At 71.4% G+C, this 20160-nt stretch carries 20 protein-coding genes and 3 tRNA genes; 17 read left to right on the forward strand and 6 right to left on the reverse strand.

Annotated elements, in window-relative coordinates:
* Positions 1 to 106 precede the first annotated feature (106 nt).
* Positions 107 to 487: a hypothetical protein gene (locus tag BJP60_RS01835; RefSeq protein WP_203137172.1), complete on the forward strand. Its 381-nt coding sequence runs from the start codon at positions 107 to 109 to the stop codon at positions 485 to 487.
* Positions 488 to 595: 108 nt separating this feature from the next.
* Here the strand turns inward: BJP60_RS01835 and BJP60_RS01840 are convergent.
* The 3 genes from BJP60_RS01840 to BJP60_RS01850 all read right to left on the reverse strand — a co-directional run bounded on the left by BJP60_RS01840 (position 596) and on the right by BJP60_RS01850 (position 911).
* Positions 596 to 671 (reverse strand) — tRNA-Phe (locus BJP60_RS01840).
* A gap of 67 nt (positions 672 to 738) precedes the next feature.
* Positions 739 to 812, reverse strand: a tRNA-Asp gene (locus BJP60_RS01845).
* Between the two features lie 26 nt (positions 813 to 838).
* A tRNA-Glu gene (locus BJP60_RS01850) sits at positions 839 to 911 on the reverse strand.
* Between the two features lie 186 nt (positions 912 to 1097).
* On the opposite strand from BJP60_RS01850, the gene BJP60_RS01855 reads away from it, so the two are divergent.
* On the forward strand, positions 1098 to 2582 hold the full coding sequence (locus BJP60_RS01855) for a M23 family metallopeptidase (protein WP_238439509.1): 1485 nt from the start codon (positions 1098 to 1100) through the stop codon (positions 2580 to 2582).
* A gap of 131 nt (positions 2583 to 2713) precedes the next feature.
* Here the strand turns inward: BJP60_RS01855 and BJP60_RS01860 are convergent, their stop codons facing one another.
* Complete coding sequence (locus BJP60_RS01860) at positions 2714 to 3250, reverse strand: inorganic diphosphatase (RefSeq protein WP_203137174.1); 537 nt, start codon at positions 3248 to 3250, stop codon at positions 2714 to 2716.
* 71 nt (positions 3251 to 3321) lie between these two features.
* Here BJP60_RS01860 and tilS point away from each other — a divergent pair, with 71 nt between their 5' ends.
* The 12 genes from tilS to lysS all read left to right on the forward strand — a co-directional run bounded on the left by tilS (position 3322) and on the right by lysS (position 14414).
* Positions 3322 to 4320 carry a tRNA lysidine(34) synthetase TilS gene (gene tilS / locus BJP60_RS01865; protein WP_203137176.1) on the forward strand — a complete coding sequence of 333 codons (999 nt, stop codon included), beginning with the start codon at positions 3322 to 3324 and terminating at the stop codon, positions 4318 to 4320.
* A 9-nt stretch (positions 4321 to 4329) separates the two neighbouring features.
* The gene (gene hpt / locus BJP60_RS01870; RefSeq protein WP_203137178.1) at positions 4330 to 4881 is read left to right on the forward strand and encodes a hypoxanthine phosphoribosyltransferase; all 552 of its coding nucleotides are present in this window, start codon (positions 4330 to 4332) and stop codon (positions 4879 to 4881) included.
* Between the two features lie 131 nt (positions 4882 to 5012).
* Positions 5013 to 7016, forward strand: coding sequence for an ATP-dependent zinc metalloprotease FtsH (ftsH, locus tag BJP60_RS01875; RefSeq protein WP_203137180.1), 2004 nt, complete (start codon positions 5013 to 5015; stop codon positions 7014 to 7016).
* Positions 7017 to 7036: 20 nt separating this feature from the next.
* Positions 7037 to 7621, forward strand: coding sequence for a GTP cyclohydrolase I (folE, locus tag BJP60_RS01880; RefSeq protein ID WP_203137182.1), 585 nt, complete (start codon positions 7037 to 7039; stop codon positions 7619 to 7621).
* Positions 7618 to 8415, forward strand: coding sequence for a dihydropteroate synthase (gene folP, locus BJP60_RS01885; RefSeq protein WP_203137185.1), 798 nt, complete (start codon positions 7618 to 7620; stop codon positions 8413 to 8415). The genes folE and folP overlap by 4 nt, the downstream gene beginning before the upstream one ends.
* Positions 8412 to 8801, forward strand: coding sequence for a dihydroneopterin aldolase (folB, locus tag BJP60_RS01890; protein ID WP_203137187.1), 390 nt, complete (start codon positions 8412 to 8414; stop codon positions 8799 to 8801). Before folP ends, folB begins: the two co-directional genes overlap by 4 nt.
* A gap of 55 nt (positions 8802 to 8856) precedes the next feature.
* Positions 8857 to 9333, forward strand: a complete 477-nt coding sequence (folK, locus tag BJP60_RS01895) for a 2-amino-4-hydroxy-6-hydroxymethyldihydropteridine diphosphokinase (RefSeq protein WP_203137189.1) — start codon at positions 8857 to 8859, stop codon at positions 9331 to 9333.
* Complete coding sequence (locus BJP60_RS01900; RefSeq protein ID WP_203137190.1) at positions 9330 to 9815, forward strand: DUF3180 domain-containing protein; 486 nt, start codon at positions 9330 to 9332, stop codon at positions 9813 to 9815. The genes folK and BJP60_RS01900 overlap by 4 nt, the downstream gene beginning before the upstream one ends.
* Positions 9769 to 10440, forward strand: a complete 672-nt coding sequence (locus tag BJP60_RS01905) for a PH domain-containing protein (RefSeq protein WP_203137191.1) — start codon at positions 9769 to 9771, stop codon at positions 10438 to 10440. The genes BJP60_RS01900 and BJP60_RS01905 overlap by 47 nt, the downstream gene beginning before the upstream one ends.
* The gene (locus BJP60_RS01910; RefSeq protein WP_203137192.1) at positions 10437 to 12146 is read left to right on the forward strand and encodes a PH domain-containing protein; all 1710 of its coding nucleotides are present in this window, start codon (positions 10437 to 10439) and stop codon (positions 12144 to 12146) included. Before BJP60_RS01905 ends, BJP60_RS01910 begins: the two co-directional genes overlap by 4 nt.
* Positions 12143 to 12844, forward strand: a complete 702-nt coding sequence (locus tag BJP60_RS01915; RefSeq protein ID WP_203137193.1) for a DUF2520 domain-containing protein — start codon at positions 12143 to 12145, stop codon at positions 12842 to 12844. The genes BJP60_RS01910 and BJP60_RS01915 overlap by 4 nt, the downstream gene beginning before the upstream one ends.
* A 49-nt stretch (positions 12845 to 12893) precedes the next feature.
* Entirely contained in the window at positions 12894 to 14414 is a 1521-nt protein-coding gene (gene lysS, locus BJP60_RS01920; protein WP_203137194.1) for a lysine--tRNA ligase, read from the forward strand.
* A 43-nt stretch (positions 14415 to 14457) separates the two neighbouring features.
* Here lysS and BJP60_RS01925 read toward each other — a convergent pair whose 3' ends face one another.
* On the reverse strand, positions 14458 to 15588 hold the full coding sequence (locus BJP60_RS01925) for a DUF4192 family protein (protein WP_203137195.1): 1131 nt from the start codon (positions 15586 to 15588) through the stop codon (positions 14458 to 14460).
* Positions 15589 to 15710: 122 nt separating this feature from the next.
* On the opposite strand from BJP60_RS01925, the gene BJP60_RS01930 reads away from it, so the two are divergent.
* The gene (locus tag BJP60_RS01930) at positions 15711 to 15896 is read left to right on the forward strand and encodes a hypothetical protein (protein WP_203137196.1); all 186 of its coding nucleotides are present in this window, start codon (positions 15711 to 15713) and stop codon (positions 15894 to 15896) included.
* Between the two features lie 60 nt (positions 15897 to 15956).
* Complete coding sequence (gene cls / locus BJP60_RS01935; protein ID WP_203137198.1) at positions 15957 to 17417, forward strand: cardiolipin synthase; 1461 nt, start codon at positions 15957 to 15959, stop codon at positions 17415 to 17417.
* Here cls and BJP60_RS01940 read toward each other — a convergent pair.
* Positions 17398 to 18522 carry a diacylglycerol/lipid kinase family protein gene (locus tag BJP60_RS01940; protein WP_203137200.1) on the reverse strand — a complete coding sequence of 375 codons (1125 nt, stop codon included), beginning with the start codon at positions 18520 to 18522 and terminating at the stop codon, positions 17398 to 17400. The two genes, cls and BJP60_RS01940, sit on opposite strands and share 20 nt — an antisense overlap.
* 170 nt (positions 18523 to 18692) lie before the next feature.
* Here BJP60_RS01940 and BJP60_RS01945 point away from each other — a divergent pair, with 170 nt between their 5' ends.
* Positions 18693 to 20120: an excalibur calcium-binding domain-containing protein gene (locus BJP60_RS01945; protein WP_203137202.1), complete on the forward strand. Its 1428-nt coding sequence runs from the start codon at positions 18693 to 18695 to the stop codon at positions 20118 to 20120.
* Positions 20121 to 20160 lie beyond the last annotated feature (40 nt).

Below are 20160 nucleotides of genomic sequence, written 5' to 3' on the forward strand. Positions count from 1 at the left end.
CTCGCCGGGGCTTCGCGAGACCCAACCGCCGTCGACCGGATCAGCACACCGGTCGGCGGGACGAAAGGCCCTGTCCGGCGGGCGACGGCGAAGTTACAGTCGCCGAATGAGCGAAGTGCTGACGATGGTCCGGACCGAGATCGATGTGAACGGCAGCCGCTATCTTCTCGCCCAGGGGCAGGACCCCGAGGACCTGAAGCAGCGGATGGCGGCGGCCGCCGCTGCCGGCGGCGGGTTCGTCGACTTCATCGTCGTCGGAGGCCGCGCCGTCAGCGTGCTGGTCTCGAGTGCCGTCCGCGTGATCTTCTCCTCCGAGATCATCGAGCTGGACGAGCGAGACGAGTTGGACGAGCGAGACGAGCTGGACGAGCGAGACGAGCTGGACGAGCGAGACGAGCTGGACGAGCGAGACGAGCTGGACGAGCGAGACGAGCTGGATGAGCGAGACGACGACGCTCCGCGCGAGAGGCGACTCGTCCTCGTCTAGGCGGCGGTCGATGCCCGTCCCGCCGGCTGCTGAGCGGGACGGAGTTCTCGCGGCAGTGATTGCGAGACACGGAAAAGCCCCGGATCTCAGTGGAGATCCGGGGCTTCGTGGTGGCTCCGACGGGCGTCGATCCCGTGACCTCACGATTTTCAGTCGTGCGCTCTACCAACTGAGCTACAGAGCCGAGCGGCTGCACTGCTTGCCGCTTCCTAGACGAAAGGCCCTCTCGAAAGAAGGCCCGTCGCTCGGAGCGACCCTGACGGGACTTGAACCCGCGACCTCCGCCGTGACAGGGCGGCACGCTAACCAACTGCGCTACAGGGCCAAACTATGAAATTGTATCAGCTCGTGTGACCCCAACGGGATTCGAACCCGTGCTACCGCCGTGAAAGGGCGGCGTCCTAGGCCGCTAAACGATGGGGCCGGGGTGAACCTCGGGGCTCACGTGCCGACGATCCAGCATAAGGGGATGGATTCGGATTTTCCAATTCGGGGCGCGTCCTCCCGGATCCCGGGCGTTTCGCCGCGCAAGATGAGGAGGCCCCCGGATGGCGTCTGCGCACGTCCCGAGATGGTGACCCGTGTTGTTCCTGCGACGGATGTTGTTAATGTGACTGGTGTGAAGCAGGCGAGCCACTTCCCGATGGACGCCCCCGAAGCCTCGGCCGAGCCGTGCGACTGCGCACCCACCGAGGCGGAGCGGCGTCGACTGTGGACCCCGATCTCGCGCCGCAGCGCCCTGACGCTCGCGGGGGTCGGCGTGGGCGCGGTCGCGCTGGGAGTCGGCCTGTCGCACGGCACGAGCGCCTTCGCGGTCACGTACAACCCCGACGACTACCCCTCGTGGGATGACGTCGAGCGCGCCAAGAAGAACCAGGGCGACAAGGAAGCCGAGATCCGGCGGCTCGAGGACATGATCGCGCAGCTCACGCAGCGCGTGGAGGAGACCCGCGCGGCCGCGCAGCAGGCGGCCGATGAGTACTACGAGGCGCAGCAGGCCTTCTACGAGCAGGCCTACCGCGCCGACGAGCTGCAGAAGCAGGCCGACGAGCAGGCGGCGCTCGCCGAGACGGCCGCCACGAACGCGGCGCGCGTCGCATCCCAGCTCTCCCGCGCGGGCGGCGACAGCACGTCGCTCGAGGTCCTGTTCGCGGGATCCGCCGCGAGCGCCGACGAGCTGCTCACCAAGCTCGGCCAGATGGACAAGCTCATCGGCGGCAGCGAGACGATCTACGCCGAGGCCGTCGCGGCCCGCGACTCGGCCCAGAACCTGTCGGATCAGGCGAAGGTCGCGCGCGACGAGCGTGACCGTCTGCAGAAGATCGCCGAAGAGAAGATGGTCGCCGCGCAGAACGCGCAGATCGCTGCCGAGCAGGCGCTCGCCGATCAGCAGGAGCACATGGTCACGCTCGAGGGCCAGCTCGCCGCTCTCCGGGACAACACCAAGAAGACCGTCGCGGACTTCGAGGAGGGCGTCAAGGCCAAGAAGGCCTACGAGGCCGAGCAGCGCCGCCTCGCCGCGGAGCGTCGGAAGAAGGCGGCCGAGGAGGCCGCCCGCAAGGCCCGCGAGGCCGCCGCAGCGGCCGCCGCAGCGAACAAGGGTGGCGGTGGCGGCGGAGGCGGCGGCGGAGGCGGCGGCGGCGGTGGCACCACGACCGGGGGCCACGCGGTCGGCAGCGGCTGGGCACGGCCCAGCGACGGCTGGCGCACCTCGGGGTACGGCCCGCGCCCCCAGATGTGCGGCCCGAGCTACTGCGGATCCAAGATCCACGCCGGCATCGACCTCGCCGCGGGCTGCGGCGCGCCGATCTACGCCGCCGCGAACGGACGCGTCGTCTACGCCGGTCAGCTCGGCGGCTTCGGCAACTACATCCGCCTCGACCACGGCAACGGCGTCGGCACGGGTTACGGGCACATCGTCAACGGCGGCATCATCGTCGGCTACGGCCAGCAGGTGCGCGCCGGACAGGTGATCGCGTACGAGGGCAACACGGGCAACTCGTTCGGCTGCCACCTCCACTTCGAGGTCTACGTCGGCGGCGGCACGACCGACCCGGGTCCGTGGATGTCCGCGCGCGGCGTCAACACGTACTGATCGACGTGCGCGACCCCGCCCGCAGCGCCCTCACGTACTGACGCGCGGCGGTGCCTAAGGGGCCGAGGCGATCCGGCACGCAGAAGGGGCCCATCCGGAAGGATGAGCCCCCTGTCTCGCGTCGAGCGTGATCAGTCGCGCGTGTTGGGCGCCTCGCCGGCACCCTGCGTGCGCGTCTGCGCCTCGTGCTCGTCGAAGCGCTCGTAGGCCTCGCTCACCAGGCGCTCGGCCTCGGCGGCGTCGCCCCACTGGTCGACCTTGACCCACTTGTTGGGCTCGAGGTCCTTGTAGTGCTCGAAGAAGTGCTCGATCTCCTTCTTCGTGTACTCGGCGAGGTCGCCGATGTCCTGGATGTGGTCCCAGCGCGGGTCCTTCGCCAGCACGGCGATGACCTTGTCGTCGCCGCCGGCCTCGTCCTTCATCTTCAGCACGGCGACGGGGCGCACCTTGACGCCCACGCCCGGGTACACAGGGTGGTCCATGACCACCAGCACGTCCAGCGGGTCGCCGTCCTCGCCGAGCGTGTTCTCGAAGAACCCGTAGTCGGTCGGGTAGCCGAACGTCGTGTACAGCACGCGGTCGAGGAAGACGCGGCCCGTGCCGTGGTCGACCTCGTACTTCACGCGGCTGCCGCGCGGGATCTCGATGACTGCGTCGTAGGCGCCCATGCCGGTTGCTCCTTGAAATTCAGGGGATCTGCCGCGACAAGCCTAGTTGCCGACTGACATAGCGTTGAGGCGTGCTCGATCCCGCCGTCGCCGCCACCCGGCTCGCCGTCCGCACCGCGCTGTCCGACGTCGCGGACGGATCCGTCGTCCTCGTCGCGCTGTCGGGCGGCGCCGACTCGCTCGCCCTCGCCGCCGCGACCGCGCACGAGGCGCGGGCCCGCGGCATCCGCGTCGGCGCCGTGACGGTCGATCACGGACTGCAGGACGGATCGGACGAGATCTCGCGCGCCGCGGCAGGCAAGGCGGCGGATCTCGGGATCGATCCGCTCGTCGTGCGCGTGGAGGTCGACGGCGCGGGCGGCCTGGAGGCCGCCGCGCGCGAGGCGCGGTACGGTGCGCTGCGGGATGCCGCAGCGGACGCGGATGCCGCGGCCGTGCTGCTCGGGCACACGCTCGACGACCAGGCCGAGACCGTGCTGCTGGGGCTCGCGCGCGGTGCGGGCGCCACGAGCCTCGCCGGCATGGCGCCGTCGCGCACGGACGACCGCGGGTTGCGCTGGCTGCGCCCCTTCCTCGGGCTGCGCCGCCCGGTCACGCGCGCCGCGTGCACGGCGCTGGGCCTCGAGGCGTGGGACGACCCGCACAACGCCGACGAGCGCTTCTCGCGCGTGCGGGTGCGCGAGCGCGTCCTGCCCGTCCTCGAGACGGAGCTCGGCCCCGGCATCGCCGAGGCGCTCGCGCGCACGGCCGAGCAGCTGCGCGAGGACTCGGCGGCGTTCGCCGACATGATCGACGAGACAATCGAGGACATCGTCGAGCATTCCGAGGCGGGCATCGCGGTGTCGGCCGCCGCGCTCGCCGCGAATCCGCCGGCCCTGCGGAACCGGATCATCCGGCACGTCGTGCAGAGCGAGTTCGGCATCGCGCTCACGCGCGTGCAGACGCTCGAGGTCGCGCGGCTCGCGACCGAGTGGGCGGGTCAGGGGCCGATCGACCTGCCCTCGTGCATCGCGGCCCGGCGCGGCGGGCTGATCCACTTCACCGCGAGGGGTGCCGACCGGCCCACGTAGACTCGACGCATGCGCGCGGCGGACATCCCGAACGACCTCAGCTCCGTCCTCGTCACCGAGGAGCAGATCGACGAGAAGCTCGCGGAGCTCGCGCGCCGGGTCGAGGAGGACTACGCGGGCCGCAAGCTGCTGCTCGTCGGCGTGCTGAAGGGCGCGGTCATGGTCATGGCCGACTTCGCGAGGCACCTGAAGCGCGACATCGCGATGGACTGGATGGCGGTGTCCAGCTACGGCAACTCCACCAAGTCCAGCGGCGTCGTGCAGATCCGCAAGGACCTCGACACCGACCTCGGCGGATGGGACGTGCTGATCGTCGAGGACATCATCGACTCGGGTCTGACGCTGAGCTGGCTGCTGGACAACTTCGCCTCGCGCGGGGCGGAGTCGATCGAGGTGCTCGCGCTGCTGCGCAAGCCCGAGGCCGCCAAGGTCGAGATCGACTGCAAGTACCTCGGCTTCGACATCCCGAACGAGTTCGTCGTCGGCTACGGACTGGACTACGCCGAGCGCTATCGCAACCTGCGCGACGTCGCCGTGCTCGCGCCCCACGTGTACGCGTAGGCGGCCCGCCGCTCGCAGGTACGCCCTGGGCGAATACCAGTCGGCGCATAGGCGCCGCGGAGTAACGTGAAGGCCACGTCGCCGCAGTGCGCGACGCGCATCACAGGAGGGGCAGGGGGAGACCCCGGACCATGGACTTCAAGAAGCTGACCCGCAATCCGCTGATCTACGTCCTGCTGATCGGCGTGCTGCTCGTCGTGGGGTTCTCGCTGATCTCGAGCCTGACCGGCACGAAGCAGATCACGACGCAGCAGGGTCTCGAGCTGCTCGGGGGCGACACGGTCGAGAAGGTGCTGATCACCGACGGCGACCAGCGCGTCGACCTCCAGCTCACCGAGCCGTTCGAGGACGCGACCGCCGTGCAGTTCTACTACGTGAGCGCACGCGCCGACGAGGTCGTCACGGCGGTCGAGCGCGCCGAGCCGGCCGAGGGCTTCAACGACGCCGTGCCGCGCGCGACCTGGTTCGACAGCCTCCTGTCGCTGCTGCTGCCGATGCTGCTGCTCGGTGTGCTCTTCTGGTTCCTGCTCTCCAGCGCCCAGGGCGGCGGCGGCAAGGTCATGCAGTTCGGCAAGTCGCGCGCCAAGCTCGCGAACAAGGAGCACCCGGACGTCACGTTCGCGGATGTCGCCGGCGCGGACGAGGCGCTCGAGGAGCTGCAGGAGATCAAGGACTTCCTGAAGGACCCCGCGAAGTACCAGGCGCTCGGCGCCCGCATCCCGAAGGGCGTGCTGCTGTACGGCCCTCCCGGCACGGGTAAGACCCTGCTCGCGCGCGCCGTCGCGGGCGAGGCGGGCGTGCCGTTCTACTCGATCTCCGGCTCCGACTTCGTCGAGATGTTCGTCGGCGTCGGCGCGAGCCGCGTGCGCGACCTGTTCACGCAGGCGAAGGAGAACGCCCCCGCGATCATCTTCATCGACGAGATCGACGCCGTCGGCCGCCACCGCGGCGCCGGCATGGGCGGCGGCCACGACGAGCGCGAGCAGACGCTGAACCAGATGCTCGTCGAGATGGACGGCTTCGACCCCAAGGCCAACGTGATCGTGATCGCGGCCACGAACCGTCCGGACATCCTGGATCCCGCCCTGCTGCGCCCCGGCCGCTTCGACCGTCAGATCGGCGTGGACGCGCCGGATCTCGCGGGACGCCGCCGCATCCTCGAGGTGCACGGTCGCGGCAAGCCGCTCGCCGACAGCGTCGACCTCGACGTCGTCGCCCGCAAGACGCCGGGCTTCACGGGCGCAGACCTCGCGAACGTGCTGAACGAGGCCGCGCTGCTGACGGCGCGCTCGAACGCGCAGCTGATCGACAACCGCGCGCTCGACGAGGCGATCGACCGCGTGATCGCGGGCCCGCAGCGCCGCACGCGCGTGATGAACGACAAGGAGAAGCTCATCACGGCGTACCACGAGGGCGGTCACGCGCTCGCGGCGGCGGCGATGAACCACACCGACCCGGTCACGAAGATCACGATCCTGCCGCGCGGCAAGGCGCTCGGCTACACGATGGTGCTGCCGCTCGAGGACAAGTACTCGGTCACGCGCAACGAGCTGCAGGACCAGCTCGCGTACGCGATGGGCGGCCGCGTCGCCGAGGAGATCGTCTTCCACGACCCGACGACGGGCGCGTCGAACGACATCGAGAAGGCCACGGGCATCGCCCGCAAGATGGTCACCGAGTACGGCATGACGACCGACGTCGGCCCCGTGAAGCTCGCCTCCTCCAGCGGCGAGGTGTTCATGGGCCGCGACATGGGACACGGCCGCGAGTACTCCGAGCGGATCGCCGAGCGCATCGACCAGCAGGTGCGCGGTCTGATCGAGCAGGCGCACAACGAGGCGTACGAGGTCCTCAACTCCAACCGCGAGGTGCTCGACCGGCTCGCGCTGGCGCTGCTCGAGCACGAGACGCTCGACCACGTGCAGCTCGAGGACATCTTCAAGGACGTCAAGAAGCTGCCGCCGCGTCCGCAGTGGCTCTCGAGCGAGGAGCGTCCCGTCTCGCAGCTGCCGCCCGTGCAGATCCCGCGTCGCACGCAGCCGGCCGGCGTCGCCGCGTCGGCCGCGGCCGAGCAGACGGTGACGTCGACCGCGAAGCGTCCCGCGACGGGGCAGGCGCGCCCGGCGACCGCCTGATTCCGCCCTAGGATGAGCGGATGTCCGTCGACAGGGAGCGCGTCGCCGCGCTGACGCGCGAGCTGCTGGTCGCGATCGGCGAGGATCCGGATCGTCCGGGGCTGCGTCAGACGCCCCAGCGGGTCGCAGACGCCTATGCGGAGTTCTTCGCGGGCGTGGGCGAGGACCCGGCCGAGCCGCTGTCGCACACGATCAGCGTCACGCAGGGCCCCGCTCCCGACACGCTGCCCTCGGGCGCGGTGCTGCTGCGCGACATCCGGTTCCGGTCGACGTGCGAGCACCACCTGCTGCCGTTCGCGGGGCACGCCCACATCGCGTACCTCCCGGGCGAGCAGGTCGTGGGGCTCGGCGCGCTGCCGAAGGTCGTGGAGATCCTCGCGGCCCGGCCGCAGGTGCAGGAGCGCCTCGGCGAACAGATCGCCGATACGATCGCCTCCTCGCTGGACGCGCGGGGCGTGCTCGTCGTGCTCGACGCGGCGCACCAGTGCGTCACGATGCGCGCGTCGCGTCAGAGCGACAGCGCGACCGTGACGATCGCGGCGCGCGGCGTGCTCGCGGAGCCGGCGGCCCGTGCCGACATCATCGCGCTCCTGGGGCGCGCATGACGCAGATCTGGGGCATCGTCAACGTCACGCCCGACTCGTTCAGCGACGGCGGGCGCTACCTCGAGGCCGAGAAGGCGATCGCGCACGGCCGCCTGCTGCGCGCGCAGGGCGCCGACGTCCTGGACGTCGGGGGAGAGTCGACCCGCCCCGGATCCGAGCCGGTCGGCGCCGAGGAGGAGATCCGGCGCGTCCTTCCGGTGATCGAGGCGCTCGCGGCCGACGGCGCCACGGTGAGCGTGGACACCTACCGTGCCGAGACCGCTCGCGTGGCGCTCGCGGCGGGCGCCCGGATCGTGAACGACGTCTCGGGCGGTCTCGCCGAGCCGGAGATCCTGAACGTCGCCGCGGGGGCGCACGCGTTCGTCGCGCTCGGGCACTGGCGGGGGCCGTCGGCCGACATGTACGCCAACGCGTCGTACGACCGGATCGGCGCGGAGGTCGCCGCCGAGCTGCGCGATCGCGCCGACGCGGCCCTGGAGGCCGGCGTGCTGCGGGAGCGCATCATCCTCGATCCCGGCATCGGCTTCGCCAAGGCGGGCGAGCAGAACTGGACGCTGCTGCGACAGCTGGACGAGGTGCGGCGGCTCGGATTCCCCGTGCTGATCGGGACGTCGCGCAAGCGGTTCCTGAGCACCGCGCTCGGCGAGGACGCGTCGGAGGCGCGCAAGGACCTCGCGACGGCGGTGACGAGCGCGTTCGCCGCGCGGCACGGGCTGCACGCCGTGCGCGTGCACGACGTCGCATCGACGCGCGACGCGATCGCCGTCATGGAGGCATGGGAGGGCTGGGATTGAGTTCGCTGGATACGATCACGCTCACGGGGCTGCGCGCGTTCGGACGCCACGGGGTGTTCGACTTCGAGCGCGAGAACGGTCAGGAGTTCGTGATCGACCTCGCACTCGGGGTGTCGACCAAGCGGGCGGCGAGGACGGACGACGTCGCCGACACCGTGCACTACGGCGAGCTGGCCGAGAAGGTGGTCGCGATCGTCGGCGGCGAGCCGGTGAACCTCATCGAGACGCTCGCGCATCGGATCGCGGACGCCGTGATGCAGGACGATCGCGTGCACTTCCTCGCGGTCACGGTGCACAAGCCGCACGCGCCGATCCCGGCGCAGTTCCAGGACGTCGCGGTGACGGTGCACGCGACGCGCGACGAGAACGGGAAGCACGCGCGATGAGCCGCGACCTGCGTCGCCCGCTCGGGGATGCCCCCGCCGGCACCCCCGCGAGGCGGTGACCGCCGTCGTGGCTCTCGGCGCGAATCTGGGCGACCGCGCCGCGACGCTCGAGGCGGCGCTCGCCGAGCTGCGGCGCCTGCCGCTCGTGGACGAGGTCGCGGCGTCGACGCCGATCGAGTCGGTCGCCGTGACGCTCGACGGACCGGATGACACCGAACCGGCCTACCTGAACGCGGTCGCGCTCGTGCGCACGCGGCTCGCACCGTCGGTGCTGCTCGGCATGCTGCACGCGATCGAGGCCCGGCACGGCCGCGAGCGGCGCGAGCGCTGGGGCGCCCGCACGCTGGATCTCGATTTGATCGCGTACGGGGACGTCGTCTCGGAGGACGAGCGGCTCCTCGTGCCGCATCCGCGCGCGCACGAGCGCGACTTCGTGCTCGTGCCCTGGCTCGAGATCGACCCGGACGCCGTCCTGCCGGGACGCGGGCGGGTCGCCGACCTGCTGACCGCGCTGCGCGGAGGCGGGCGATGAGGCGCACGTCGCCCCTGGGGCTGCTGGTCGCCGCGGTCCTGGGCGGCGGGGTCGGCTTCCTCGTGGACCACGTGCTCACACTGTCGGGACGGCCGACCTTCAGCCCCGCCTGGGGGCTGCCCATCCTGCTCGCGCTGCTGGGAGCCCTGGCGCTCGCGCTCGCGTGGCCCGTGCGGCGCTCGGTGCGCACGCCGGGGGCGCCGCGGGTCGACCCCTTCCGCGCGGTGCGGATCGCGATCCTCGCGAAGGCGTCCAGCCTCGTCGGCGCGGTGTTCGGCGGGGCCGCCGTCGGCCTGCTGCTGTACGTCACGACACGGCCCGTGAGCCCGGCGCTAGGCTCGATGGCGACGACCATCGCGACCATCGCGGCGGGTGCCGCGCTCGTGGTGGCGGCCCTGGTCGCGGAGCATTTCTGCAGCCTCCCGAAGGACCCAGATGAGCGAGAACCAGACGACGCCGAACCCGGAGCACCCGCGCACTGATCCCGCAGCGGGCGCGCCGGAGCCGGTCGCGCAGGAGCCGGGCGCCCAGGACCCGGTCGCGCAGCAGCCGGTCGCGCAGGAGCCGGTCGCGACGGATCCGGTCCTGGATCGGGGCACGTACACCGCGATCCGCGAGCCGCGCGCGTCCGGACGCCTCGCGCTCGACGGCGCGTGGCACCAGATCTCCCCCAAGTACGTCGTGTCGCAGACCGTGCAGAACGCGATCTTCGTCGCGCTGGTCGTCGTGGTCGCGGGCGTGGCGGGTTCGATGTCCCGTCACTGGTGGCCGTGGATCCCTGCGGGGGTGCTGATCCTCGTCACGCTGATCACGCAGCTCGTGCTGCCACGCCAGGCGCGCGCGCTCGGCTACATGCTGCGCGCGGACGACCTCGTGTTCCGCAAGGGCATCCTGTGGCAGCGGATGATCGCCGTGCCGTACGGGCGCATGCAGCTGATCGACATCACGCACGGCCCCATGGACCGCGCCTTCGGGATCGCCAAGCTCAAGATGGTGACCGCGGCCGCGACGACCGGTGTCGAGATCCCGGGTCTCGGCCGCGACGCGTCCGAGGCGCTGCGCGACACGCTGATCGAGGTCGCCGAGACGCGGCGGACAGGGCTGTGACAGAGCCCCAGGTGCCTCAGGCCGCCGCGCCGGCGCTCGCGGACGGCGGCTCGTCGTCCCTCGCGGACGGCGACTGGCACCGCCTGCACCCGCTCACGCCGCTGTTCCAGGGCGGACTCGTGCTGATCGTGATCGCCGGCATCGTGCTGTCGAACTTCCGCGATCACGCCGTGTTCTGGGTCGTGTCGATCTTCGCTCCGCACGAGGCCGACGAGCTCGACGGCGGCGAGGGCGAGTTCCTCGGCTTCCTGTTCGAGAACAACCTGATCCTGCTCGGGCTGGGCGTCCTGCTCGCGGCGATCCTGGTGCTGATCGGCGTCTTCTGGGTCGTGTGGCGCTTCCACCAGTTCCGCATCACCGGCGTCGACGTCGAGGTGCGCAAGGGCATGGTGTTCCGCTCGCACCGCCGCGCGCCGCTCGACCGCGTGCAGAGCGTCAATCTGACGCGGCCGTTCCCTGCGCGACTCATCGGCATGGCGAAGCTCGAGGTGGTGGGTGCGGGCACCGACGCGAACGTGCCGCTGGAGTACCTGTCGACAGACCGCGCCGAGCAGGTGCGCGCCGACATCCTGCGACTCGCCTCCGGCGCCCGCGCCGCCCGCCAGGCGGCGCGCGATGCCGCCTCGGGCGTGCAGACCGGCGTGCGCGGACGACTGGTCGACGCTCTGAACAACGGCGTCACCGGGATGATCGAGGGCGTCGACAACGCCGACGTCGCGCCCGAAAGCGTCGTGAAGATCCCGGCGGGCCGGCTCGTCGCGGCGCAGCTGCTGAACGGTGCGCTGTGGATCCTGCTGTTCGCCGCGATCTGGCTGACGAGCGTGCTCGTGCCGCTGCTGATCGCCGACACCGGATCCGAGCGCGTCGTGATCTCGCTGGGCGTCGGCCTCGGCACGGGCATCCCGATGGCGTTCGCCGCCGTGGCGATCACGTGGTCGCAGATCTCGAAGTCGCTGCGCTACGCCATCGCGCCCACGCCGGACGGCGTGCGCGTGACGTTCGGCCTGTTCACGACGGTGACCGAGACGCTGCCGCCCGGCCGGATCTTCGCGGTCGAGGTCTCGCAGTCGCTGCTGTGGCGCCCGTTCGGCTGGTGGACGGTCAAGATCAACCGGATGAGCGGCAAGAGCGCCGTCGAGCAGCAGTCGGGAAGCGGGCAGCAGTTCAACACCGTGCTGCCCGTCGGCACGCGCGCCGACGTCGAGCGCGTGCTGTCGCTCATCCTGCCGGTCGTGCCGGACGCCGACGCGCCGCTGCTGTGGGACCACGGTCTGCTGGGACCGGTCGCGGAGCAGGCCGATCCGTACCGGACGATCCCGCGGCGCGCCTGGTGGCGCCGGCCGGTGTCGTGGAAGCGGCACGGCTTCGCGCTGACGACGTACGCGCTCGTGCTGCGTCGCGGTGTCGTGTGGCGCAAGCTCGCGCTGTTCCCGCTAGCGCGACTGCAGGGCGTCTCGATCCAGCAGGGCCCGATCGACCGGTGGCAGCGCGTGGCGAGCGCGCAGGTGCACACCGTGCTGGGCCCGGTGTCCGGGCATGTCGTCGGGCTCGAGCGCGACGCCGTGATCGGCCTGCTCGAGGACACCAGCCGCGGCGCGGTCGCGGCGGCGGCGGCCGACCAGTCGCACCGCTGGCTGCAGCATCTGCCCGTTCCGTCCGCCGTTCCCGCCACCCCGACCGCGGCCGAACCGGGGCCCGTGGCATGAGGCGCGACGGCCGGCTGGGTGTCGGCATCATCGGCGCCGGTCGCGTCGGTCCCGTGGTCGGGGCGGCGCTCGCCGGAGCAGGCCACGCGCTGACGGGCATCACGAGCGGATCGGACGACGAGCGCGTCGAGGCGATCCTGCCCGGCGTGCCCGTGCTCGACGCGCTCGAGGTGGTGCGGCGCAGCGAGCTCGTCGTGATCGCGGTGCCGCACGCCGAGCTGCCGGGGCTCGTGGCGGGCCTCGCCGAGCTGGGCGCATGGCAGGTGGGCCAGCTCGTGCTGCACACAGACGCGGCGTACGGCATCGACGTGCTGCAGCCGGCGGCCGAGCGCGGCGCGATCCCGCTCGCCGTGCACCCGGCGATCGCCTTCACCGGGACGAGCATCGACCTGCGGCAGCTCGCCGCGTCGTACGCGGCCGTGACCGCGCCGGCCGCCGTCCTGCCGATCGCGCAGGCCCTGGCGGTCGAGCTGGGGTGCGAGCCGATCGTCGTCGCCGAGCAGGATCGCGCCGCCTATGCGGAGGCGATCGCGACGGCGTCCGAGTTCTCGCGGCAGATCGTGCACCAGGCCACCGGCATCCTGCGCGGCATCGGCGTGGAGAACCCCGGCGGGTACCTGTCGGCGCTCGTGCGCTCGACCGTGGATCACGCGCTCGCGGAGGCGTCTCCCACGGTGATCCTGCCCCCGGAGGAGTGAGCCGGGGCCCGGACCGGGCTCTCGGGCAGGCCCCCATAGACTTGAGACCATGCCTGAAACGCCTGCCGAGAACGCGCCCGAACTGACCGAAGAGGACATCTTCGAGCAGAAGGCCGTGCGTCTGGCGAAGCGCGAGCGGCTGATCGCCGAGCGCGAGAGCGCGGCGGGCGGGGCGTACCCCGTGACCGTCCCCGTGACGCACACGATCCCGGCGCTGCGCGCGCAGTACGGTGAGCTCGAGGCCGGCGCCGAGACCGGTGAGACTGCCGCGGTGGCGGGCCGGATCGTCTTCAGCCGCAACACGGGCAAGCTCTGCTTCGCGACCCTGCAGGCCGGGGACGGATCGCGCATCCAGGCCATGGTGTCGCTCGCGAACGTGGGTGACGAGTCGCTCCAGCGCTGGAAGGAGCTCGTCGACCTCGGCGACCACGTCGCGGTGACGGGCGAGATCATCTCCAGCCGCCGCGGCGAGCTGTCGATCATGGTGTCGGCATGGGAGATCGCGGCCAAGGCCGTCCTGCCGCTGCCCAACATGTACAGCGAGCTGAGCGAGGAGAGCCGCGTCCGCAGCCGCTTCCTCGACCTGATCGTGCGCGACACGGCCCGCACCACCGTGCGCGCCCGCGCGACCGTGAACGCGAGCCTGCGCGCCACATTCGCCGGCCACGACTTCGTCGAGGTCGAGACGCCCATGCTGCAGGTGCAGCCCGGTGGCGCGACCGCGCGCCCCTTCACCACGCACTCCAACGCGTTCGACACCGAGCTGTACCTGCGCATCGCGCCCGAGCTGTACCTGAAGCGCGCCGTCGTGGGCGGCATCGACCGCGTGTTCGAGATCAACCGCAACTTCCGCAACGAGGGCGCCGACTCGACGCACAGCCCCGAGTTCGCGATGCTCGAGGCCTACCAGGCCTACAGCGACTACAACGGCATCGCCGATCTCACGCAGGAGCTGATCCAGAACGCGGCGATCGCGGTCGCCGGATCCACGACCGTCACATGGGCGGACGGCACCGAGTTCGACCTGGGCGGCGAGTGGGATCGCGTGTCGATGTACCCGTCGCTGTCGGAGGCCGCGGGCGTCGAGATCACGCCCGACACGGGCCTGGACGAGCTGCTGGCCCTCGCCGAGCAGAACGGCGTCGAGGTGCCGAAGCACGCGACCCACGGCAAGCTCGTCGAGGAGCTGTGGGAGCACTTCGTCAAGCAGCACCTCACGCGCCCGACCTTCGTGATGGACTTCCCCGTCGACACGAGCCCCCTCGTGCGCGAGCACCGCTCGATCCCGGGCGTCGTGGAGAAGTGGGACCTGTACGTGCGCGGCTTCGAGCTCGCCACGGGATACTCCGAGCTCGTCGACCCCGTCATCCAGCGCGAGCGCTTCGTCGAGCAGGCGAAGCTCGCGGCGCGCGGCGACGACGAGGCGATGCGGATCGACGAGGAGTTCCTCCGCGCGCTCGAGCACGGCATGCCCCCGACGGGCGGCATGGGCATGGGCATCGACCGCCTGCTGATGGCGATCACGGGTCTGGGCATCCGCGAGACGATCCTCTTCCCGCTGGTCAAGTAGGTCACAGCCCCGCCTCATCCGAGGTCACCGCCGCGCCGCGTCGTCACCCGCGCCGCGCCCGGCGGCGGCACTCGGCGCGGTTCGCGGGAGGAGGGCCGGGGACCGGTCGCTCGTAGGCCCACGCCGGCAGGTGCTGGTGGCGGACCATCGTCGCGACGATGTCGGCCAGACCGTGCGCCGGGTTGATCTCCTGCGCGAGGCGGACGTAGTGCGCGGCGTGCGTGGACGACCCGAGCGCCCACGAAAGCCAGGCGGCCGAGGCCAGAGCGCCCGTGCGGAGCCGTCGCGGAGCGACAGCGGCGACCTTCCTCGCCACCTCCAGCGCCCGGCGCAGGCGCGCGGCGTCGGGGCGTGCCCCCTCGCCCGCCAGCCGCAGCGGCCCGTCGAAGTCCCACGCCTCGCCGGCGGCCCACGCGATGTTGAAGCGCTGGATCTCGCGCCCCTCCGCCAGATCGCCGCTCCACTGGCTGAGGGCGACGTCGCGGATCGCCGGCCGATCGAGCGCCATCACGAGGAGTGCGAGGGTGTCCGCCGCGAGCTCGGCGTGCACCGCGACCACATCCTCGAATGCGGCGGTCAGCGTCGGATCCGACAGCCGGAGCGTCGCCCTCTCGCGGATCGCCCGCGCCACCGCCTCGCGCTCGTCGTCCTCCGTCGCGGGCAGCTCGAGACCCGCACCCTGATCGGCCAGCGGCGCCCCGTCACCGAGGTCGACGTCCTCCGGGCGGATCTCATCGAGCGGGCTGCCCGCATACGGGCCGTCGGGCTCCAGATAGGAGCCCCAGCCGTCCGACGCGACGCACAGCGCCTCGACGACGGCGTAGTCGCTCGCCCGCGCGCATCCCAGCAGCGCGTCCACGAACGCGGACCGGGCGATCCGGCCGCGCTCGTCGCGGTAGGCGTCGTCGGTGTAGACGACGACCGCGATCCGGTTCGCGTGACGCACGCGCGCGAACGAGCCGAGGAAGCCGGCCGCGAGCGCTCCGACGTCGGCCGCGTCCGCGGGCGGCAGGTCGATGCGCATCCCGCCGAGCGTGCGCCGGTCGGCGAACGGGATCATCACCACGCTGTCGCGCGGCCGGCAGCCGACGAGGTGCGGGACGAGGGAGAGGAACTCGGCGTTGTCGCCGGCGCGGATGACGGCGGGCTCGGAAGCGGGAGTCGGGACGGTCATGCGCACGAGCTTGGGCCCCGACCCGTGACCCGCGGGAGGGGGGTGGAAGGACTTCGCGGCGAGAAGAGGCGGTGGACGAGCGTGCCGGACGTCCTCACAGCCCGGCGACGTACCATTGACGTGTGGACGAGTACTGGCTGGCAGTGGTGTGGTCGCTCCTGCCGACCGTGGCGATCTGCGTGATCTTCTGGTGGGTGCTGCGCAGCATCCTTCGGTTCGACCGCACCGAGCGCCGCGCCTACGCGCGCATCGAGGCCGAGGAGCGCGCCAAGCGCGGTCTGCCGCCGCGCGAGACCACCGCCGACTGACCCCCGTCGCAGCGGTGTCTCCGGGCACCGCTACGCTGGTGCAGGGCGAGAGGGGGCCGGATGGAGGTGTTCCGGGACCCGTCGTGGTACCTGATCGTCGTCACGATCGTCGACACGGCGATCCGCGTGCTCGCCGTCGTCATCGTGCCGCGCAACCGGCGTCCCACAGCGGGCATGGCGTGGCTCCTGGCGATCTTCTTCCTGCCCGTCCCGGGTCTGCTGCTGTTCCTGCTGATCGGCAACCCGCGCCTGCCACGCCACCGCCGCCGCAGCCAGGAGCAGATCAACCAGTACATCCGTGAGGCCCGCGAGTATCTCGAGCGGGGGAGCCTGCGCCCCAACGAGCCGGCGTGGTTCACATCGCTCGTGCGCATGAACCGCGAGCTCGGCGCCATGCCGCTCACGGGCGACAACGGCGCGCGCCTCATTCGCGACTACGACGAGAGCCTCGCCGAGATGGCCGCGGCCATCCGCGGAGCGCGCGAGTACGTGCACGTGGAGTTCTACATCTTCAAGTCGGACCGCACGACGGACGTGTTCTTCCGCGCGCTCGAGGAAGTCCGCGAACGCGGCATCCCCGTGCGCGTGCTGCTCGACCACTGGGCGAACCTCTCCAAGCCGTACCACCGCCGCACGCTCAAGCGTCTCGACGCGATGGGTGCCGAATGGCGGTTCGCGCTGCCGGTGCAGCCACTGCGCGGCAAGTGGCAGCGCCCCGACCTCCGCAACCACCGCAAGATCCTCGTCGTGGACGGCGACGTGGCCTTCGTCGGGTCTCAGAACGTCACGGATGCGAGCTACAACCTCCGGGCGAACATCCGCCGCGGGCTGCGGTGGGTCGACCTCATGGTGCGGCTGGACGGCCCGATCGTGTCGAGCGTGAACGCGGTGTTCCTCTCCGACTGGTTCAGCGAAGGCGCCGAACTGCCGGAGGGCATCGACCTCAAGCAGATGGCGGCGGGAAGCGGCGACCTGGACTGCCAGATCGTGCCCTCGGGGCCGGGCTTCGAGGTCGAGAACAACCTGCGCCTGTTCCTCGGCCTGCTGTACGCCGCGCAGCGCAAGATCATCATGATCAGCCCCTACTTCGTCCCCGACGAGGCGCTGCTGCTCGCCATCACGGCGGCCACCAAGCGCGGCCTGCAGGTCGAGCTGTTCGTGTCGGAGGAGGGCGATCAGGCCGTCGTCTACCACGCGCAGCGCAGCTACTACGAGGCGCTCCTGCGCGCCGGCGTGCGGATCTGGCTCTATCCGAAGCCGTTCATCCTGCACACCAAGGGCCTCACGATCGACGACGAGGTCGCGGTGATCGGATCGAGCAACATGGACATGCGCTCGTTCGGTCTGAACCTCGAGATCTCGCTGCTCGTGCGCGGCGAGGAGTTCGTGCAGCAGATGCGCGACGTCGAGGCCGAGTACCGCGACCTGAGCCGCGAGCTCACGCTCGAGGAGTGGCTTCAGCAGCCGCTGCGCTCGACCGTGCTCGACAACCTCGCTCGCCTCACGAGCTCTTTGCAGTAGCCTCGCCGGTCGCCGCCTGGACATCGGCCTTGGGCTGCTTGGCGCGCACGTCGTGACCCTTGGGAACGCCCACGAGCAGGTTGCCCTTCTCGATGCGGCACGAGATGCGCGTGGCCTCGCCGAACTCGTCGCCGTCGAGCTGCACCTCCTGCGGCATGGGCGTCGCCGCCTCGGCGGCGATGCCGCGCAGGTACCGCACGGACGCGTCGCGGCCGCGGCGCTCCAGCACCGCGCGACCCGCGCGCGTGCGGCGCAGCACCGAGTTGTCCCACCACACCTTGCGCCACACGCCGAGCCAGCCGAACGGACCCGACGGCTGCATGATCGCGACGTCGAGCTCGCCGTCCAGCACGGAGCCGTCGGGGATCAGCGAGATGCCCCCGGGCAGCTCGCCGCAGTTGGCGAACAGGATGCTCTGCACCTTCGCGGTGCGCAGGCGCGCCGATGTGGGGATCGCCTGCGTCTGACCGCGGCGGATCGGGTTCTTCACGACCTCGTACGTGATGCGGAACGGCTCGGCGTTCGCCAGCGAGCGGGCCGCGCCGTCGACATACGCCACCCAGCCGACCGACTTCTTCAGCTCGGGCTTGGTGTTCGCGATCATCGCGGCGTCGAGTCCCATGCCGGCCATCACGACGAACGCGTGCTCCTCGACGTGGCCGTCGGGGCGGCGGAGGGACGCCACGCAGATGTCCACCTCCACCGTGTCGCCCTCGAACGCGCCGGCGACGGCCAGCTCCTGGCCGTCGAGCGGAAGGCGCAGGTTGCGGGCGAGCAGGTTCCCCGTGCCGCTGGGCACGATCGTGAGGGGAACACCGGATCCACGCATCGCCTCCGAGACGGCACGCACGGTGCCGTCGCCCCCGGCGACGAGCACCGCATCCACGCCCTCTTCGAGCGCGTCTCGCGTCGTCGCCTGTCCCGGATCCTCCACCGAGGTCTCGAGCAGCAGCGGCGGTGCCCAACCGGCCTCCGACGAGTGCTGCTCGACGAGCGCGCAGAGGGTCGGACCGTCGACCTTGATCGGGTTGAAGACGAGTGCTGCGCGCTTCGACGAGCCCGATGATGGCTCGGGGCGGGTCGTGTCCGGCTCCTGAGACGTCATGGCGCCAGCATAGGCCGTCGAGCAGGCTGCCCTCGCCTGTCCATTATCCGGCTGGCCCGAACCGTTCCGTACGTGCTCCCCATCCGGTTATGCGTCATGATCAGCATGACGAACATCCCCGGACGTGCACGGGACCCCCGGCTCGCGCACCCTCTCAGCCTTGGAGCACCATGTCGACGAAGATCGGCTTCCGTCCGCTTGCCCTCGCCTGCGCCGCAGCGCTGATCGCCATGGGAGCCGGCGCCACCCCGGCCATGGCCCACGCCGCCGAGTCGCCTGCCGCGCCGCTCGGCGTGGTCGCGCCGAGCGCACCCTCCCCCGTCGCACAGCAGACGGACCCGTTGCCTGCTGCAGAGATCCCGGCGACCGCGGGGCAGGTCGTCGTCTCCGGCGCGGCCAAGGTCGGCTCCACCCTGACCGCCCAGGCGAGCGCCTGGGCCGAGGGCGCCGCCCTGTCTTATCAGTGGCTGCGCGACGGCACGGTCATCCCGGGTGCGACGTCCGACACGTACACCGTGGTGGCGCCGGACCTCGGCCGGAGGCTGTCGGTGCGCGTCATGGGCGCGCCGGCCGGCGAGGAGCCGGTGACCGTGACCTCGACCGATGTCGTCGTCGCCGCAGGCACGCTCGTCGCAGCCACCCCCGCGATCTCGGGTTCCGTGCGCGTGGGATCCACTGTGAAGGCCGCCACAGGCACCTGGACCCGTGGCACGACGTTCTCGTACCAGTGGTACGTCAACGGCGCCGCGATCAAGGGCGCGACGAAGTCCTCGTACGCGCTCCCCGCCGGCTACGCCGGTCGCGCGCTGACGGTGAAGGTCACGGGCTCGCTCTCGGGTTACACCGCGGTCTCAAAGGTCTCCGCAGGCAAGAGCATCGCGGCGGGAACGCTCTCGGGGGCGACGCCGACGATCAGCGACACGACGCCGAAGGTGGGCCAGCGGATCTCGGCGCTGCCCGGTTCGTGGACGAGCGGCGTCACCCGTAAGTACCAGTGGTACGCGAACGGCGTGGCGATCAAGGGCGCGACGAGCCACGTCCTGACGGTCCCGGCCGGCGCGAAGGGCCGCGTGCTGACGGTGAAGGTGACGGGCAGCAAGAGCGGCTACGCGACGCTGGCGAAGACCTCGCGGGACACCGCCAAGGTCGCGCCGGGCACGCTCTCCGGCTCCACGCCGCGCATCTCGGGCACGGTCAAGGTCGGCTCGAAGGTGACCGCGGTGCCGGGCACGTGGTCCTCCGGCGTCACGCGGAAGTACCAGTGGTACGCGAACGGCGCGGCGCTCAGGGGCGCGACCAGCCACATCCTGCGGATCCCGTCCTCGGCGGCGGGCAAGACGCTCACCGTCAAGGTCACGGGGACCAAGGCCGGCTACAGCACGCTCGTGAAGACGAGCGCGGGCAAGGCCGTGCCGCGTCCCGCGGCGCCGCGGCCCGCGACGCCCGCGTGGACTCCGAGAGGCGACCTCGACTGCGGCGACTTCTCGAGCTGGACGGCGGCGCAGAGCGAGTTCGACCGCGCGATGCGCGCGGGCTACGGCGACTATCACCGCCTGGACGCGGACAACGACGGCGTCGCGTGCGAGTCGCTGCGCTGATCGGCTGCTCGCGCCGCGGCTGACGCGGTCATCGGCTCGT

Source organism: Microbacterium sp. JZ31 (assembly GCF_016805985.1).
Lineage (GTDB): Bacteria > Actinomycetota > Actinomycetes > Actinomycetales > Microbacteriaceae > Microbacterium.